At 57.4% G+C, this 17,839-nt stretch carries 13 protein-coding genes; 6 read left to right on the top strand and 7 right to left on the bottom strand.

Annotated features, from left to right (window positions below):
• Nucleotides 1-66 precede the first annotated feature (66 nt).
• Nucleotides 67-3,747, bottom strand: coding sequence for a DNA translocase FtsK 4TM domain-containing protein (locus L370_RS07750; protein ID WP_023335115.1), 3,681 nt, complete (start codon nucleotides 3,745-3,747; stop codon nucleotides 67-69).
• 135 nt (nucleotides 3,748-3,882) lie between these two features.
• Nucleotides 3,883-4,377, bottom strand: a complete 495-nt coding sequence (lrp, locus tag L370_RS07755) for a leucine-responsive transcriptional regulator Lrp (RefSeq protein WP_000228469.1) — start codon at nucleotides 4,375-4,377, stop codon at nucleotides 3,883-3,885.
• Between the two features lie 544 nt (nucleotides 4,378-4,921).
• Here lrp and trxB point away from each other — a divergent pair.
• From trxB to infA, 5 genes are all read left to right on the top strand, one after another.
• On the top strand, nucleotides 4,922-5,890 hold the full coding sequence (trxB, locus tag L370_RS07760; RefSeq protein ID WP_032638969.1) for a thioredoxin-disulfide reductase: 969 nt from the start codon (nucleotides 4,922-4,924) through the stop codon (nucleotides 5,888-5,890).
• A 114-nt stretch (nucleotides 5,891-6,004) separates the two neighbouring features.
• Nucleotides 6,005-7,771, top strand: a complete 1,767-nt coding sequence (gene cydD / locus L370_RS07765) for a heme ABC transporter permease/ATP-binding protein CydD (protein WP_023335113.1) — start codon at nucleotides 6,005-6,007, stop codon at nucleotides 7,769-7,771.
• The gene (gene cydC / locus L370_RS07770; protein ID WP_023335112.1) at nucleotides 7,771-9,492 is read left to right on the top strand and encodes a heme ABC transporter ATP-binding protein/permease CydC; all 1,722 of its coding nucleotides are present in this window, start codon (nucleotides 7,771-7,773) and stop codon (nucleotides 9,490-9,492) included. Before cydD ends, cydC begins: the two co-directional genes overlap by 1 nt.
• 45 nt (nucleotides 9,493-9,537) lie before the next feature.
• Nucleotides 9,538-10,242: a leucyl/phenylalanyl-tRNA--protein transferase gene (aat, locus tag L370_RS07775; protein ID WP_023335111.1), complete on the top strand. Its 705-nt coding sequence runs from the start codon at nucleotides 9,538-9,540 to the stop codon at nucleotides 10,240-10,242.
• Between the two features lie 284 nt (nucleotides 10,243-10,526).
• Nucleotides 10,527-10,745 carry a translation initiation factor IF-1 gene (gene infA, locus L370_RS07780; protein WP_002211347.1) on the top strand — a complete coding sequence of 73 codons (219 nt, stop codon included), beginning with the start codon at nucleotides 10,527-10,529 and terminating at the stop codon, nucleotides 10,743-10,745.
• Nucleotides 10,746-10,816: 71 nt separating this feature from the next.
• Here the strand turns inward: infA and L370_RS07785 are convergent, their stop codons facing one another.
• The 3 genes from L370_RS07785 to clpS all read right to left on the bottom strand — a co-directional run bounded on the left by L370_RS07785 (nucleotide 10,817) and on the right by clpS (nucleotide 14,145).
• Nucleotides 10,817-11,266 carry a hypothetical protein gene (locus L370_RS07785; protein ID WP_023335110.1) on the bottom strand — a complete coding sequence of 150 codons (450 nt, stop codon included), beginning with the start codon at nucleotides 11,264-11,266 and terminating at the stop codon, nucleotides 10,817-10,819.
• 251 nt (nucleotides 11,267-11,517) lie between these two features.
• Nucleotides 11,518-13,797 carry an ATP-dependent Clp protease ATP-binding subunit ClpA gene (clpA, locus tag L370_RS07790; RefSeq protein WP_023335109.1) on the bottom strand — a complete coding sequence of 760 codons (2,280 nt, stop codon included), beginning with the start codon at nucleotides 13,795-13,797 and terminating at the stop codon, nucleotides 11,518-11,520.
• Nucleotides 13,798-13,824: 27 nt separating this feature from the next.
• Nucleotides 13,825-14,145 carry an ATP-dependent Clp protease adapter ClpS gene (clpS, locus tag L370_RS07795; RefSeq protein ID WP_006174393.1) on the bottom strand — a complete coding sequence of 107 codons (321 nt, stop codon included), beginning with the start codon at nucleotides 14,143-14,145 and terminating at the stop codon, nucleotides 13,825-13,827.
• A 267-nt stretch (nucleotides 14,146-14,412) separates the two neighbouring features.
• On the opposite strand from clpS, the gene cspD reads away from it, so the two are divergent.
• A complete protein-coding gene (cspD, locus tag L370_RS07800) occupies nucleotides 14,413-14,634 on the top strand; it encodes a cold shock-like protein CspD (protein WP_006809408.1) in 222 nt (73 codons plus the stop codon).
• Between the two features lie 70 nt (nucleotides 14,635-14,704).
• Here the strand turns inward: cspD and macB are convergent, their stop codons facing one another.
• A complete protein-coding gene (macB, locus tag L370_RS07805) occupies nucleotides 14,705-16,645 on the bottom strand; it encodes a macrolide ABC transporter ATP-binding protein/permease MacB (RefSeq protein WP_023335108.1) in 1,941 nt (646 codons plus the stop codon).
• On the bottom strand, nucleotides 16,642-17,757 hold the full coding sequence (macA, locus tag L370_RS07810; protein ID WP_023335107.1) for a macrolide transporter subunit MacA: 1,116 nt from the start codon (nucleotides 17,755-17,757) through the stop codon (nucleotides 16,642-16,644). Before macA ends, macB begins: the two co-directional genes overlap by 4 nt.
• Nucleotides 17,758-17,839 lie beyond the last annotated feature (82 nt).

The following is a 17,839-nucleotide window of genomic DNA, read 5'->3' as shown; positions in this document are numbered from 1 at the left end:
GAAGGCAGGCGACAGAAGAAAATGCTTAATTTTGGCTGATTTACCCTTCTTTGCAATCGCTGAAGGTTAATCAAACGGCGGCGGCGCCAGCACCTCGCGGTTACCGTTATGCCCCTGCTCGCTCACAATGCCCTGCGCTTCCATCTGCTCGATGATACGCGCTGCGCGGTTATAGCCGATGCGGAACTGGCGCTGCACGCCAGAGATGGACGCTTTGCGTTTTTCGGTAACGAAGTTAACCGCCTGGTCGAATAACGGATCCAGCTCTTCACCGCCGTCGAAGCCACCGCCGCCGCCTTCACTTTCGGTGTCATTGGTAATGCCGTCAACATATTGTGGACGACCGCGCGCTTTCCAGTCCTGCACGACGGCGTGAACTTCCTCATCGCGGACGAACGCACCGTGGACACGCACCGGAGAGGTGGAGTTCGGGCCGGAATAGAGCATGTCACCCATACCCAGCAGCGACTCTGCGCCGCCCTGGTCAAGAATGGTACGGGAGTCAATTTTACTGGATACGGTAAAGGCGATACGCGTCGGAATGTTCGCTTTAATCAGACCGGTGATAACGTCCACGGAAGGACGCTGGGTTGCCAGCACAAGGTGAATACCGGCCGCACGCGCTTTCTGCGCCAGACGGGCAATCAGCTCTTCCACTTTCTTACCGACGGTCATCATCAGGTCAGCGAACTCATCGACCAGTACGACGATATAAGGCAGCTTTTCCAGGACCGGATGCTGGGCATCCATGCTGTCTCCCGGCTTCCAGTAAGGATCCGGGATCGGACGTCCCATGCGCACCGCCTGGGCAATTTTCTCGTTATAACCGGCCAGGTTACGCACGCCCAGCGCAGACATCAGCTTGTAGCGGCGTTCCATCTCATTGACGCTCCAGCGCAGGGCGTTGGCAGCGTCCTTCATGTCGGTGACCACTTCGGTCAGCAGATGCGGGATGCCTTCGTAGACCGACAGTTCGAGCATTTTCGGGTCGATCATGATGAAACGCACATCTTCCGGCTGCGCTTTATAAAGCATGCTGAGGATCATGGCGTTCACACCGACGGACTTACCGGAGCCGGTAGTACCCGCGACAAGCAGGTGAGGCATTTTGGCGAGATCGGCCACCACCGGATCGCCCGCGATATCTTTACCCAGCACCACGGTCAGCGGGGATGGGTTATCGCGGAATTTGGTGTTATCCAGCACTTCACGCAGGTAGACGGTCTGACGTTTCTTGTTCGGCAGCTCAAGCCCAACGTAAGGTTTGCCTGGGATCACTTCCACCACACGCACCGCAACGGTCGAGAGAGAACGCGCCAGATCGCGGGACAGGTTGGAAATACGCGCGGCTTTTACGCCAGGCGCCAGGTTCAGTTCAAAACGGGTGATAACAGGACCCGGCGAGTAGTTCACCACGTCCGCCTTGATGCGGAAGTCAGCCAGACGGGCTTCGACCAGACGCGCCATTTGTTCGAGCGCGAAGGTATCGACCGGTTCCACTTCAGACGGCGGCGGCGTTAACAGATCCAGAGACGGCAGCGGCGTGCTTGGACGCTGCAGCGGACGGCTGTCACCGTTACGCATCAGCAGCGGGTGAATCAGGCTTTCCTGCTGCTGAGGCGCAGGCTGCTGGAACTGCGGCGGCTGCTGCGGTTGGGCATACGGCTGCTGAACAGGTTGATGCGGCTGCGCGTAGGCCTGTGGTGCTGGCTGCTGGCGCACAGGCTCTGCTTCCGGCATCACGCTCGGGGTGAATAAAGGCTCGCTCGGGCCATCATCCACCAGATCCTTCATCGGCGAGAATTCAAAATCAGACAGCGAGAACGGATTTGCCCCCGCCGGTTGTTCACCGGAATAGCGCTGCTGCTGGGTGGCGGCAAACTGGCGCGCCAGTTCTGCTTCAGCCGCGTCCTCTTCGTCTTCCAGCAGCGGTTCATCATGCTGGTATTCTTCACCGTAGCGTTGATTCTGCTGCGCAGCGAACTGGCGGGCCAGCTCGTCCTGCTGCATTTCATCGGCGTCATCTTCGTACTCAGGCTCGCGCGCTTTCTCTTCGGCCATACGTTGGGAAGGCAGCTTGATACCATACGAGGCAAGCTCTCGACGGGTTGGAACGCGAACGCGGTTAGGGCGAGGCAGTTGCGGGCCAATCCCCTCCTTCACCTGAGGACGTGGCGCGCCCCCGGTTGCCAGGCTAAAGACAGGTGCCGCCACGGCTGCGGCCGCGGTAGCCTGCTTCACGCTTTCCGCTACGGGTGCGACAGCAGGCGTAGGGGCGACCGGCGGAACGGAAACAGAAGGCGCTTTCGTCACCGGCTCCTGCACCGGTTCAGGCACAGGCTGGTACCAGGCCGCCAGCTGCTCGCGTTCACGCGCACGACGCTCTTCAACTTCTTCAAAATAGTACATTGGTGGACGAGAGGGTTTTACCTCTTCCACGATTTCAGGTTCAGGCTGCGGCTCTACATAAGGCTGCACAGGTTCAACCGGTTCAGGCACATACTCCTGATAAGGTTGGGCCGCAGGCTGTTCGTAGTGCGGGTAATCCTGCGGTTCATACGCAGGCTGCGGCGGCTGATAAGGCTGCTGCCACTGCTCCTGCTGCACAGGGATATAGCTTTCAGGTTCAGGCGCGATAACAGGCTCCGGCGTGTGAACGCCGGGCGCAGTCTGCCAGTCAACCTGCGGCTGCTGAATAACGGATTCCGGCGGCGAAACCGGAGCAGATGGCGTTACCGCTTCAACAGGCGCGGCATACGCCTGCGCAGCGGTCGTCGCGGCTGCGGCTGCCGCAACCGGTTCGGTAACAGAATGGCCGTTTAACAGCGGATCGTATTCGTCAAAATCACCTGGCATCGCGCGGTTGCCGGAGAAGAGAACATCGTCAGGATCGACGGCGGCACCCGCCGCGCGGTATTCAACCTGCTCGTCTTCATCCATGCGTTTTCCGGAGAACAGCGCCGCATCGGTTTTACGGCCTAGCGGGTTGGCAAATTTCTCAGCAACACGCTGACGACGTGCCAGCGCGCCGCGCAGAATACGCGCACGACGAGACTCACGACGCTGCACAGGCGCGTCATCTTCCTCTTCATCTTCGTACTCGTCTTCATCAACCCACGTATCGTCACGACGGGTACGGTTGCTGGCGAAGGTCAGAATGGTGAGGATAAAACTGCCGATTTTCTCGGCAATGCTCACCCAGGACCAGCCGGTGAACAACGTCAGCCCGGCCGCCCAGATGCACAGCAGCGCCAGCGTGCCGCCGCTGCTGTGCAGCATCGGCTGTAGCGCAGAACTGAGTAAGCTGCCGATCACCCCGCCCGAGGCGAAGTACCAGATATCATCCGCATTTATCGCTGCCAGCCCGCACGAGGTGAGGATCAGGGCCAGCGCGCCAATCAGGCGCAGCGACACGGCGAAATAGTCGATGTAATCATCGTTCTGACGATGACGCCACGCAAACCAGCATCCGCCTATGATAATGACGGGAAGGGTGTAGGCCATCACACCGAAAATGAAGAACAGCGTGTCCGCAAGCCAGGCACCGGGGACACCGCCTAAATTATGGATAGGCTCATGCCATGCCGTTTGTGACCAGCTGGGATCTGAGGGGTTGAAACTGAGTAAGGCTGCCATCAGCCAGACGGCAAAAAGGGCAATAACAATCAGCAAAGCCTCGAGGAGACGACGTCCGCTGCTTAGCTTCGATAGTGTGACTTCTTTGTCTTCAGTGTATTCCTGGCTCAAAAAAGGCTCTCCAGGTATCAGGCATATCCTGCCTGTTTGCTAAAACGGACAACAGCGCCGGGACTCCCCGGCACTGTTGCTGTATGGATTAACAGGAGTGTAATCAAACTACGCTGATTTTGCACCTGTTCCGTGTTAGCGCGTCTTAATAACCAGACGATTGCTCTGTTTGACCTCTTCCATCACCACATATGTACGGGTGTCGTTCACGCCTGGTAGACGCAGCAGGGTTTCCCCCAGCAGCTTACGGTAGGCGGACATATCAGGCACACGGGTTTTCAACAGGTAGTCGAAATCACCGGACACCAGGTGACACTCTTGAATTTCTTCAAGTTTTTGTACAGCGGCGTTAAATTGCTCAAACACATCCGGCGCACCACGATTCAGAGTAATCTCAACAAATACCAGAAGTGAGGCATCCAGATAATGCGGGTTCAGCAGAGCCGTATAGCCCTGAATAAAACCCTGTCTTTCCAGTCGGCGCACACGCTCAAGGCACGGCGTCGGGGAAAGTCCCACACGTTTTGAAAGCTCGACGTTGGAAATACGCCCATCCTTTTGCAATTCATTAAGAATGTTACGATCGATACGGTCGAGATCTTTGCCAGGGCGCTTCTTGCTATCTACCATTATTATTGTCTCTCTGTATTCCTTCCCTACTCCTGCCTGGACCCTGTGCACATCACTGTTCAGAGCCTGTACCCGTTAGTCATCACATCGCCTGATTATGTATTAGACGCGATGCGGATTCGGGTTCTGTTGGTAAGAAGACCGTTGCCCGAAGGCAGTCACCGACATCACGTATGGCGTCTGTCCACGCCATGCGTAGATTTCACTGACCCGGTAAAAATGGCATTTACGTGCATGCCTATGCGGCATACGGTTAACGCGGTTTTTTTTCTTCCTTGAATGTTTTCGCAAAAGCGCAGGGGATTGTCAAAGCAAAACATCGTTTTTTAGTACAACATGCCGGATATTCATTACGGCAGGGTATTAATCCTCATTTTATTGCCTTACAAACGAGCGATTTTCAGGAGAAAGCGTGATGTTATAGCGCCTCATTCATCGTCCGTGGCTATTACACAGATTGATATCAAAATTGCTGCGCTCTTTTTTTACGGCAACAAATTCCCTACAATCCAGCCAAATGTCTGCCAACAACAATGGGGATCTCATGGGCACGGCCAAACACAGTAAGCTGCTAATCCTTGGTTCTGGACCTGCGGGATATACCGCAGCGGTCTATGCTGCACGCGCTAACCTGCACCCGGTGCTCATCACCGGTATGGAAAAAGGCGGTCAGCTGACCACCACCACCGAAGTGGAAAACTGGCCAGGGGACCCGAACGACCTGACCGGGCCGCTGCTGATGGAACGTATGCACGAGCATGCCGCCAAATTCGAAACCGAAATTCTGTTCGACCACATCAATAAGGTCGATCTGCAGAACCGTCCGTTCCGCCTGACGGGCGACAGCGGCGAATACACCTGTGACGCGCTGATCATCGCCACCGGCGCCTCTGCCCGTTACCTCGGTCTGCCATCCGAAGAAGCGTTCAAAGGCCGCGGCGTCTCTGCCTGCGCAACCTGTGACGGTTTCTTCTACCGCAATCAGAAAGTCGCGGTTATCGGCGGCGGCAACACCGCAGTGGAAGAAGCGCTCTACCTGGCGAACATTGCCTCAGAGGTGCACCTGATCCACCGTCGCGAAACCTTCCGCGCGGAGAAGATCCTGATCAAACGTCTGATGGATAAAGTGGCAAGCGGCAACATCGTGCTGCACACCAACCGTACCCTGGAAGAGGTGACGGGCGACCAGATGGGCGTTGCCGGTCTGCGTATCCGCGATACCCAGAACACCGACAACGTCGAAACGCTTGAAGTGGCGGGTCTGTTTGTGGCGATCGGTCACAGCCCGAACACCGCGATCTTCGACGGTCAGCTGGAGCTGGAAAACGGCTACATCAAAGTGCAGTCCGGCATTCACGGTAACGCGACCCAGACCAGCATCCCGGGCGTGTTCGCGGCTGGCGACGTGATGGACCACATTTATCGTCAGGCGATTACCTCTGCGGGCACCGGCTGTATGGCCGCGCTGGACGCTGAACGCTACCTCGATGGACTGGCTGAACAAGGTAAATAATCTTTACAAGTCAGTAACAAACGTAAATAAAGGCGGCGATAAGTCGCCTTTATTGTCTCCCCGTTGTAACATTGCGCTGCCCAATTTCTAATAACGTCACCTGCAAAGTACGCAATGGAAAAAACCCGTCAACAAGAGTTAACACGCTGGCTGAAACAGCAAAGCGTTATTTCCCGCCGCTGGCTTACGATTTCCCGTCTCCTGGGATTCGTTAGCGGCCTGTTGATTGTTGCCCAGGCATGGCTGCTGGCCCGCATTCTTAATCACATGATCATGGAGAACATCCCGCGCGAAGCGCTGTTGCTGCCCTTTATTGTCCTGATCCTGATTTTTATCCTGCGCGCCTGGGTGGTATGGCTGCGTGAGCGCGTCGGTTTTCACGCCGGACAGCACATCCGCTACGAGATCCGTCGTCAGGTGCTGGATCGCCTTCAGGAAGCCGGGCCCGCGTGGATCCAGGGTAAACCGGCCGGTAGCTGGGCGACGCTGATCCTTGAGCAGATTGACGATATGCACGACTACTATGCGCGCTATCTGCCGCAGATGGCCCTTGCCGTCTTCGTTCCGCTGCTGATCGTCATCGCCATCTTCCCCGTGAACTGGATGGCTGCGTTGATTCTGATGGGCACCGCCCCGCTGATCCCGCTGTTTATGGCGCTGGTCGGCATGGGGGCCGCGGATGCCAACCGCCGTAACTTCCTGGCGTTAGGTCGCCTGAGCGGCCATTTCCTCGATCGTCTTCGCGGCATGGAGACGTTACGCATTTTTGGCCGCGGTGAAGCGGAAACCGAAAATATTCGCCAGGCATCGCAGGACTTCCGTCAGCGCACCATGGAAGTGTTACGCCTCGCCTTCTTATCTTCCGGCGTACTGGAATTCTTTACCTCACTGTCGATTGCCCTCGTGGCGGTCTACTTTGGCTTCTCCTACCTTGGCGCGCTGGATTTCGGCCATTACGGCACGGCGGTGACCCTTTCTGCCGGGTTCCTGGCCCTGATCCTGGCCCCGGAGTTTTTCCAGCCGCTTCGCGATCTGGGGACCTTCTATCACGCCAAAGCGCAGGCGGTTGGCGCAGCCGATAGCCTGAAAACGTTCCTGGAAACGCCGCTGGCACACCCGGAGCGGGGTGATGTGACGCTGAATGCTAAAGAGCCCGTGACCATTGAAGCGCAGGATTTTTCCATTCTGTCACCGGAAGGCAAAGTGCTCGCGGGTCCGCTGACCTTTACCTTGCCTGCCGGACAACGCGTGGTGCTCGTCGGCACCAGCGGTTCCGGGAAAAGCTCGCTGCTGAATGCGCTATCCGGTTTTATGGCCTACACGGGTTCACTGCGGATCAACAAAACCGAACTGCGCAACCTCGATCCAGACGCCTGGCGTAAACAGCTCAGCTGGGTGGGCCAAAACCCGCAGCTTCCCGCCGCTACGCTGCGCGAAAATGTGCTTCTGGCGCGCCCGGACGCGCGTGAAGATGAACTGCAATCGGTTCTCGACCGTGCATGGGTCAGCGAGTTTCTGCCGCTGCTTCCGCAAGGGGTTGATTCCGTGGTCGGCGACCAGTCCGCCGGGCTATCGGTCGGACAGGCGCAGCGTGTGGCGGTTGCCCGCGCGCTGCTTAACCCATGCCAGCTGATGCTGCTGGATGAGCCTGCCGCCAGCCTGGATGCCCACAGCGAACAGCGCGTAATGGAGGCCCTGAACGCCGCCTCCCGGCAGCAAACCACCCTGATGGTCACCCATCAGCTGGAAGGCATTGCCGACTGGGACCAGATCTGGGTCATGGAGAATGGCCGTATTGTTGAGCAAGGCGATTACGCCTCTCTCGTTGCCGCGCAGGGGCCGTTTGCCGCCCTGCTGGCGAACCGTCAGGAGGACATCTGATGCGTGCTCTGCTGCCTTATCTTGCGCTCTATAAACGCCACAAATGGATGCTGACGCTGGGGATTGTGCTGGCGATTGTTACGCTGCTCGCCAGCATCGGCCTGCTCACGCTTTCCGGCTGGTTCCTGTCGGCTTCGGCCGTCGCGGGCTTTGCCGGATTGTACAGCTTCAACTATATGCTCCCGGCTGCCGGTGTTCGCGGTACCGCCATCACCCGTACTGCCGGACGCTATTTCGAACGGCTGGTCAGCCACGACGCCACTTTCCGCGTGCTGCAGCACCTGCGCATCTACACCTTCAGCAAACTGCTGCCCCTCTCCCCTGCCGGGCTGGCGCGTTTTCGTCAGGGTGAGCTCCTTAACCGTGTCGTCGCGGATGTCGACACGCTGGATCACCTGTATCTGCGCGTGATTTCCCCGATCGTGGGCGCGTTTGTGGTGATTGTGGTGGTCACGCTAGGGCTGTCTGTTCTGGATGTTCCCGTTGCGCTGACGCTGGGCGGGATCATGCTGCTGACGCTGATCGTTCTGCCGCCGCTGTTTTACCGCGCCGGAAAATCCACCGGGGAAAACCTGACGCGCCTGCGCGGGGACTACCGCCAGCAGCTCACCTCCTGGCTTCAGGGGCAGGCAGAGCTGACGATTTTTGGCGCCAGCAAGCGCTATCGCGCCCGGATGGAAAGTACGGAACTTAACTGGCATGAGGCCCAGCGCCGCCAGTCGGAGCTGACGGCCTTTTCTCAGGCGCTGATGATGCTGATCGGCGGCGTGGCGGTGATTGCCATGCTGTGGCTGGCCTCCGGCGATGTCGGCGGGAATTCACAGCCGGGTCCTCTTATTGCCCTTTTCGTCTTCTGCGCGCTGGCGGCGTTTGAGGCGCTGGCCCCGGTGACGGGCGCCTTCCAGCATCTGGGTCAGGTGATCGCCTCTGCCCTGCGCATCACGCAGATTGCCGAACAGGAGCCTGAAGTCACGTTCAGTGCCGGGCAAACTGCGGTACCAGAGCAGGTTGCGCTAACGCTGGAAGGTGTCACCTTCGCCTACGACAAACAGGCGCAGAACGCGCTGGACGGTATCAACCTTTCTGTTAACGCAGGACAGCGGATGGCGATCCTCGGCCGTACCGGCTGCGGTAAATCGACGCTGCTGCAGTTGCTGACCCGCGCCTGGGATCCGCAGCGCGGTCAGATTCGTTTTAATAACACGTTGCTGACCGATTTCAGCGAGCAGGCCCTGCGCAAGACCGTGAGCGTCGTTCCACAGCGCGTGCATCTGTTTAGCGCCACCCTGCGCGATAACCTGCTGCTGGCCGCGCCAGAGGCCTCTGATGATGCGCTTCGTGGCGTGCTGGAGCAGGTCGGACTGCAAAAGCTGCTTGAGGACGAGGGGCTGAACAGCTGGCTGGGCGAAGGCGGCCGTCAGCTCTCCGGCGGTGAGCTGCGCCGTCTGGCCATTGCGCGCGCGCTGCTGCACGATGCGCCGCTGATGCTGCTCGACGAGCCCACCGAAGGACTGGACGCCACAACCGAAAGCCAAATCCTTGATTTACTGGCAAATGTCATGACCGGCAAAACCGTGCTGATGGTCACACACCGCCTGCGTGGACTGGCGAGTTTTGATCGGATAATTGTGATGGACAACGGACACATTATTGAGCAAGGTAGTCACGCAGAGCTGTTGGCGAAACAAGGTCGCTACTACCAGTTTAAACAGCGTCTGTAGACTATATTTGTAGCGTCCTCACTCGCGTACTGGAGTTTTGCTGTCATGCGCCTGGTCCAGCTTTCTCGTCATAACATCGCGTTCCCTTCTCCGGAAGGGGCGCTGCGTGAGCCCAACGGGCTGCTGGCCCTTGGCGGTGACCTCAGTCCCGCTCGATTATTAATGGCGTATCAGCGCGGTATTTTCCCCTGGTTTTCTCCCGGCGATCCGATTTTATGGTGGTCCCCCGATCCGCGTGCCGTGCTGTGGCCAGCGCAGTTTCACGCGAGCCGCAGCATGAAGCGTTTCCATGCGAAATCACCCTACCGCGTTACCCTCAACCACGCCTTTGGTCAGGTCATTGAAGGCTGTGCTGAAGACCGCTATGAAGGGACATGGATAACCCGCGATATCATTACCGCCTACCACCAGCTTCATGAGCTTGGCTACGCCCACTCCATTGAGGTGTGGGAAGGCGGAGCACTCGTCGGCGGCATGTACGGCGTGGCGCAAGGGACGCTGTTTTGCGGCGAGTCGATGTTCTCTCGTGCGGTTAACGCCTCGAAAACCGCGCTGCTGGTCTTCTGCGAGGCGTTTGCCCGGCGCGGCGGACGCCTGATCGATTGTCAGGTGCTCAACGAGCATACCGCCTCCCTGGGTGCCGTTGAAATTCCACGACGCCAGTACATCGAACAGCTGGATGCCAGCCGTCAGGAGAAGCTCCCGCGCGACTTCTGGATACCGAGAACGCTCTTTATGCCCAATGCCTAAATGTTTTCCGCATATTTTTTGTGAGGGTGTTATAATTATGCCGCAGAGTAGCTTCTGCCTGTTGCCCCGCCGCCGTTTGGGACCCTCGCTTCAGATAACGTCCTGACGTTTATCCTGTTGTCTCCCCTTTACGAATGCGCTTCCTGTTCGGTTGTACCGTGACGCTTGGGCAATGCGCCGAAACTGTTTTGCTGCGTTTTAATCGCGCAATTCTTTACTTAATTGATGAATTTCGGCATTATCTTGCCGGTTCAAAACTTGGTAGTGATACCCCAGAGGATTAGATGGCCAAAGAAGACAATATTGAAATGCAGGGTACCGTACTTGATACGTTGCCTAATACCATGTTTCGCGTAGAGCTGGAAAACGGTCACGTGGTAACTGCGCACATCTCCGGTAAAATGCGCAAAAACTACATCCGCATTTTGACGGGCGACAAAGTGACTGTTGAACTGACCCCGTACGACCTGAGCAAAGGCCGCATTGTCTTCCGTAGTCGCTAATTGTTTTCGCCTGTAATGGCAGATGAATATTTAAAAGGTCGGGATTATCCCGGCCTTTTTTATTTATGGCTTTAGTGTTGCTGAGTCGGAAGATGTATTGTCATCCACGGTTGTACAGGAGCGATTAAATCCCCCGCCATAGAATGAGCCATGTCATGGAGTAATCCCGTGAGGTGCGGCAACATATCGCGGTCAAAATGCGACACCAGCAGCACATGGTTTAACGCCCGGCAGTAGTCGCATTTCGTATCTGTGTCTTCAAGCAACCACTCTTTTTGTCGCGGCTGTTCCGCTTCGTCCTCAAATTCCACCACCTGAAAATCACGTATTGATTCTGTGAGGCCGGATTTCACTTCTTCCAGATAAGCTCCGAGACAGCGGCAAACGGGCTGCGTTTGCGGGAGTGATTTGCAGTCGAGGAGGATTTCGGTGAGCAGTTTGCAGCGCTCGGCCAGGGTTGGGAGATCGGGGTTGAGGGAGAGTTCGCTGTAAAGTTGGGCGAAATTATTAATATCTGTCATATGTGATCCTTTATGCACGTAAGATTGTTTGTGCACACTTTCAGGACGCCAATCCCGGCACCTGATTTTGCAGGTGCGCCGCCATTTTATTACTGTGGATTTATCCAGCAACTGACTTCGAAAGAAACTGGAAAGCGCCTCGCAAAATTCCTCTGCGGTCTGTTGCCCTCATCCCGGCACTCTCCCACAGGGAGAGTGAGAAAACAAAAAAAACGGCAACCGAAGTTGCCGTTTTGCTTTTACCTTATAACTCAGTGAGCCGCTTCCGGCTTGTGCTTCGCCGCGCTCTGGAAATCGTACGTCAGTTCGTTCTTCGCCTGGTCCAGCGCCACGGTCACCTGGCCGCCGTCCACCAGCGAGCCAAACAGCAGCTCGTTCGCCAGCGGTTTCTTCAGGTTGTCCTGAATCACGCGCGCCATCGGACGGGCACCCATCGCACGGTCGTAGCCTTTCTCGGCCAGCCAGTTGCGGGCCTCCTGGCTCACTTCCAGCGACACGCCTTTCTGATCCAGCTGAACCTGCAGCTCGACGATGAACTTGTCCACTACCTGATGGATCACGTCGGTAGAGAGGTGATCGAACCAGATAATGTTGTCCAGACGGTTACGGAACTCCGGCGTGAAGATCTTCTTGATCTCCTCCATCGCATCGGTGCTGTTATCCTGGTGGATCAGGCCGATGGATTTACGCTCGGTTTCACGCACACCGGCGTTGGTGGTCATCACCAGCACCACGTTGCGGAAGTCCGCCTTGCGCCCGTTGTTGTCGGTCAGCGTCCCGTTGTCCATCACCTGCAGCAGGATGTTGAACACGTCCGGGTGTGCTTTCTCGATTTCATCGAGCAGCAGAACCGCGTGCGGATGCTTGATCACCGCGTCGGTGAGGAGGCCGCCCTGGTCAAAGCCCACGTAGCCCGGAGGCGCACCAATCAAACGGCTGACGGTGTGACGCTCCATATACTCGGACATATCAAAGCGCAGCAGCTCGATGCCCAGCGCTTTGGAGAGCTGAACCGTCACCTCGGTTTTCCCCACGCCGGTCGGGCCAGCGAACAGGAAGGAACCGACAGGCTTGTGGTCATGCCCCAGCCCCGCGCGGGCCATCTTGATCGCTTCGGTTAAGGCCTCAATGGCTTTATCCTGACCAAAGACCAGCATTTTCAGGCGATTGCCGAGGGTGCGCAGCGTATCGCGATCGCTCTGAGAAACACTCTTCTCAGGGATACGCGCGATGCGGGCCACCACGGACTCAATATCCGCCACGTTAACGGTTTTCTTACGCTTGCTGGCCGGCATCAGGCGCGCACGCGCCCCTGCCTCGTCAATCACGTCAATCGCCTTATCCGGCAGATGACGGTCGTTGATGTATTTCACCGCCAGCTCCACCGCCGCACGGACCGCTTTCGCGGTGTAACGCACATCGTGGTGCGCTTCGTACTTCGGTTTAAGGCCGTTGATGATCTGCACCGTTTCCTCGACGGACGGCTCGGTCACGTCGATTTTCTGGAAGCGGCGGGCAAGCGCGCGGTCTTTCTCAAAGATGTTGCTGAACTCCTGGTAGGTCGTGGAGCCAATCACGCGGATCTTGCCGCTGGAGAGCAGCGGTTTGATCAGGTTCGCGGCATCCACCTGGCCACCGGAGGCCGCCCCTGCGCCGATGATGGTGTGGATCTCATCAATAAACAGGATGCTGTTGGTGTCCTGCTCCAGCTGTTTTAACAGCGCCTTAAAGCGTTTTTCAAAATCACCGCGGTATTTCGTACCCGCCAGCAGTGAGCCGATATCCAGCGAGTAGATGGTGCAGTCGGCAATCACTTCCGGCACGTCGCCCTGCACAATGCGCCAGGCAAGCCCTTCGGCAATCGCGGTTTTACCCACGCCTGACTCACCCACCAGCAGCGGATTGTTCTTGCGGCGACGGCACAGTACCTGGATCGCACGCTCCAGCTCTTTATCGCGACCAATCAGCGGGTCGATACCGCCAACGCGAGCAAGCTGGTTAAGGTTGGTGGTGAAGTTTTCCATACGATCCTCCCCGCCTGCTTGCTCTTCATTGTTATTGACCTGATTGCTGGAATCCGATGCCTGGTTAGGCTCGTCTTTGCGCGTTCCGTGAGAAATAAAGTTAACCACGTCGAGGCGGCTGACTTCGTGTTTGCGCAGCAGGTAGGCAGCCTGTGACTCCTGCTCGCTGAAGATGGCGACTAAGACGTTTGCGCCAGTCACTTCGCTACGTCCGGAAGACTGGACGTGGAATACCGCGCGCTGCAGCACGCGCTGGAAGCTGAGCGTCGGCTGCGTGTCGCGCTCTTCTTCACTGGCTGGCAGCACCGGTGTGGTTTGTTCGATGAAGGCTTCGAGTTCCTGACGTAGCGCCACCAGATCCACGGAGCAGGCTTCCAGCGCTTCGCGGGCAGATGGGTTGCTAAGCAGTGCGAGCAGTAAATGCTCGACGGTCATAAACTCATGTCGGTGCTCACGCGCTCTGGCGAAAGCCATGTTTAAACTGAGTTCCAGTTCTTGATTGAGCATAGGCACCTCCCCCAATTTTATGCCTTATCAGGCTTTTTCCAGCGTACACAGCAACGGATGCTCGTTCTCCCTCGCATAGTCGTTCACCATCGCCACTTTGGTTTCCGCCACTTCGGCTGTGAAGATGCCGCAGATAGCTTTGCCACGATAATGAACGGTAAGCATCAGTTGCGTTGCACGTTCTACATCATAAGAAAAGAACTTTTGTAGCACGTCAATAACAAATTCCATCGGCGTGTAATCATCGTTCATTAACATAACTTTATACATAGATGGCGGTTTTAGCGCGTCGCGCACTTTGTCTTCCGCCAGCTGGTCGAAATCCAGCCAATCGTTGGTCTTACCCATTATGCATAACCACTTTGAATCTACCTCAGATGTTAGATAACAATCATCTATTACTGTCATCCGCGATGTCTGTCACAAACTATTGCAATAGCGTTAACTGCTTCAAACTTTGGTTGATTATTGTCCCATCTCCAGCGCCAAACGCTTGACGACTTCTTTCGTTTCTCTAAATTGTACAAGCGTGAGATGGCGAGGTTTTGAACAGCCCCCACTCCACCACCGGTTCATTCCATCTTAACTTATAAGATTTACGAAGGATGTCGAAGCATGGAAATGGGTACTGTTAAGTGGTTCAACAACGCCAAAGGGTTTGGCTTCATCTGCCCCGAAGGCGGCGGCGAGGATATCTTCGCTCACTATTCCACCATTCAGATGGATGGTTACAGAACGCTCAAAGCCGGGCAATCCGTCCGGTTCGATGTACATCAGGGACCAAAAGGCAATCATGCAAGCCTAATCGTACCCGTTGAAGCAGAGACGGTTGCATAGCTCTCTGTTTTATTGTGTACATCCCGCAGTCAAAATGCCAGCCCGATCGGCTGGCATTTTTATTTTCGAGTTATTCCCGTGCCAGCGCGTCCACCGGATCCAGCCGCGCCGCGTTGCGGGCGGGCAACCAGCCAAACAGAATGCCGGTAAAGGTCGAACACAAAAATGCGGTAATAATGGCAACCGGCGAGAAGCCAATCTCCCAGCCGGGTAAAAAGAGCTGGAGCGCAAACGCGATCATCATCGAGAGCGCAATGCCCATCGCCCCGCCGACCAGACACACCAGCACGGCTTCAATCAAAAACTGCTGCAGCACGTCGCTGGCCCGGGCCCCGACCGCCATGCGAATGCCAATCTCCCGGGTACGCTCGGTGACCGACACCAGCATGATGTTCATCACCCCGATGCCGCCGACGACCAGCGAGATCACCGCCACCAGCGTGAGGAACAGCTGAAGAGTACGTGTGGTCTTTTCCGCCGTTTTCAAGAGGCCGTCCATATTCCAGGTGAAGAAATCTTTCTTCCCGTGGCGCAGGGTTAACAGCCGCTCAAGCTGCTGTTCGGCGAGCGCGCTGTCGTAGCCCTCCTTCACGCGAACCGTGATGGAGTTGAGCCAGGACTGCCCCATAATCCGCCCTGAGATGGTGGTATAGGGCAGCCAGACGCGCAGTATCTTGCTGCTGCCAAACATCGACTGCTTCTCTTCCGCCACGCCGATGACCGTGGCAGGCATGTTGCCGACCAGGATCACCTCGCCCACCACGTTGGCTTTGTTGGGGAAGAGCTGCCTGCGCGAGTTCGCGTCCAGCACCACCACCTGCGCCCTGCCCGCCAGCTGCTCGGCGTTAAAGGTCGCGCCTTCGCTGAAGGTCATGCCGTAAACGTTGAAGTAGTCTCCGCTCACGCCGTTAGCGCTGGCGGCCACGTCAACGTTGCCCACGCGCAGACGCAGGTTCTGCGAAACCGCAGGCGTGGCGGAGTTCACCCACGGCTGCTTCTGAATCGCCGCCAGATCGTCGTATTTCAGCGCCTGCTGATACTGCGGCTCGTCGTCGCCAAAGTCTTTGCCGGGATAGACGTCAATGGTATTAGTGCCGATGGCGCGGATATCCGCCAGCACCAGCTGCTTGGCCGCGTCGCCCACCACCACAATCGACACCACCGAGGCGATACCGATAATGATGCCGAGCATCGTCAACAGGGTACGCATTTTGTTGGCCGCCATCGCCAGCCAGGCCATAGTCAGCGCCTCGCGAAAGCCACTGGAGAACTGTCCCCAGCCGGTTGATGCCGGTAGCACTTCTTTCGGCGCCGCAGCCCTGGACTCACGCGGCGGCGGATTGCTGACCAGCTCGCCGTCGTGGATCTCAATAATGCGTTCCGCCTGCGCAGCCACCTGCGGGTCGTGGGTGACGATAATCACCGTGTGCCCCTGATCGCGCAGCTGGTGGAGGATCGCCATCACCTCTTCGCCGGAATGGCTGTCGAGCGCGCCGGTCGGTTCATCGGCGAGGATCACCTGCCCGCCGTTCATCAGGGCGCGGGCAATACTCACGCGCTGCTGCTGGCCGCCGGACAGCTGCGAGGGCTGGTACTCCACCCGCTCCGCCAGCCCCAGACGCGTCAGCAGCATCTGCGCGCGCTCAAGGCGCTTTTTCCGCTCGACGCCCGCATACACCGCAGGCACTTCCACGTTCTGCGCCGCGTTAAGGTGAGAAAGCAGATGGTAACGCTGGAAGATAAAGCCGAAATGTTCCCGGCGCAGCCTCGCCAGCGCGTCGCCGTCCAGCGTGGAGATATCCGTCCCGGCCACGCGATAGGTCCCGCTGGTGGGTTTATCCAGGCAGCCGAGAATGTTCATCAGCGTCGATTTACCGGAACCCGATGCCCCGACAATGGCCACCATCTCGCCCGCCTCCACGCGCAGGGAGATGCCCTTCAGCACCTCCACCGGGCCGTCGCCGGACGGATAGCTGCGACGAATGTTATTCAGCTCAAGCAGCGCCGTCATTTGGCGGCTCCGGGCAGGCTTTCGCTGACAACAACCTCCTCGCCCTCTTCCAGCCCTTTCACCACCACCACGTCGGTGTCGTTGCGCGCCCCGATCACGACCTCGCGCTCGCGCGTTTCGCCGTTGCGCAGCACTTTCACTTTATAACGGCTATCCCCGGCGGATTCACCCAGCGCAGAGAGCGGGATGGTCAGCACGTTCTTCACGCCGGTCAGCTGGATATGCACCTGCGCGGTCATATCCAGACGCAGCACGCCCTGCGGGTTTGGCACCTCAAAGCGGGCATAGTAGAAGATAGCGTCGTTCACTTTTTCCGGCGTCGGCAGAATATCTTTCAGCACGCCTTCGTAGCGCGTCTGCGGGTCGCCCAGCACCGTAAACCAGGCGTTCTGCCCCGGCTTAAGATGGATCACATCCGCCTCTGAGACCTGGGCTTTGACCAGCATGGTGCTCATGTCAGCCAGCGTCAGAATATTTGGCGCCTGCTGCGCGGCAATCACCGTCTGGCCCTGCAGCGTGGTGATCTGGGTCACTTCGCCCGCCATCGGCGCGACGATTTTGGTGTAGTCAAGGTTGGTTTTCGCCGTATCCAGCGAGGCCTGATTGCGTTTGATCTGCGCGTCAATCGTGCCGATCTGCGCCTGTTTCACCGCCAGTTCAGTGGTGGCGGTATCTAAATCTTGTTGCGAAATAGCCTGAGTTTTGGCCAGCGCCTGCTGACGGGTCAGCGTCACCTGGGCCAGGTTACGTTCAGCCAGCGCCTGCGCACGCTGCGCGCGCAGCTCCATCAGCGTGGCTTCCACCTCGCGGATCTGGTTCTCAGCCTGCTCAGGATCGATAACCCCGAGCAGCTGGCCTTTTTTCACCTTGTCGCCAATCTCAACCGACAGCGTTTTCAGCTGGCCGCTGACCTGAGCGCCGACGTCAACCTTGCGCAGCGCGTCAAGCTTGCCCGTCGCGAGGACGTTTTGCTGCAGTTCGCCAGGGCGAACTATCAGCGTCTGATACTGTGGCACCGGCGCATTCAGTACCTGCCATAGCCAGTATCCACCGGCTAAAACCACGACCGCCAGCAGCAGAAACAGCGTTCTGCGTTTTCCCTTGAGGTTCATAAATATTCCAAATAAATGTTCTGGCAATGATAAGTGTTGATTCTAACTAAACGACTCTTCAACGAAAGCCCTGTTCTCCGAA

The sequence above is a fragment of the Enterobacter sp. MGH 24 genome (assembly GCF_000493015.1).
Taxonomy (GTDB): Bacteria; Pseudomonadota; Gammaproteobacteria; order Enterobacterales; family Enterobacteriaceae; genus Enterobacter.
The sequence above is the reverse complement of the archived record's forward strand: the minus strand, read 5'-3'. Positions and strand labels throughout refer to the sequence as shown.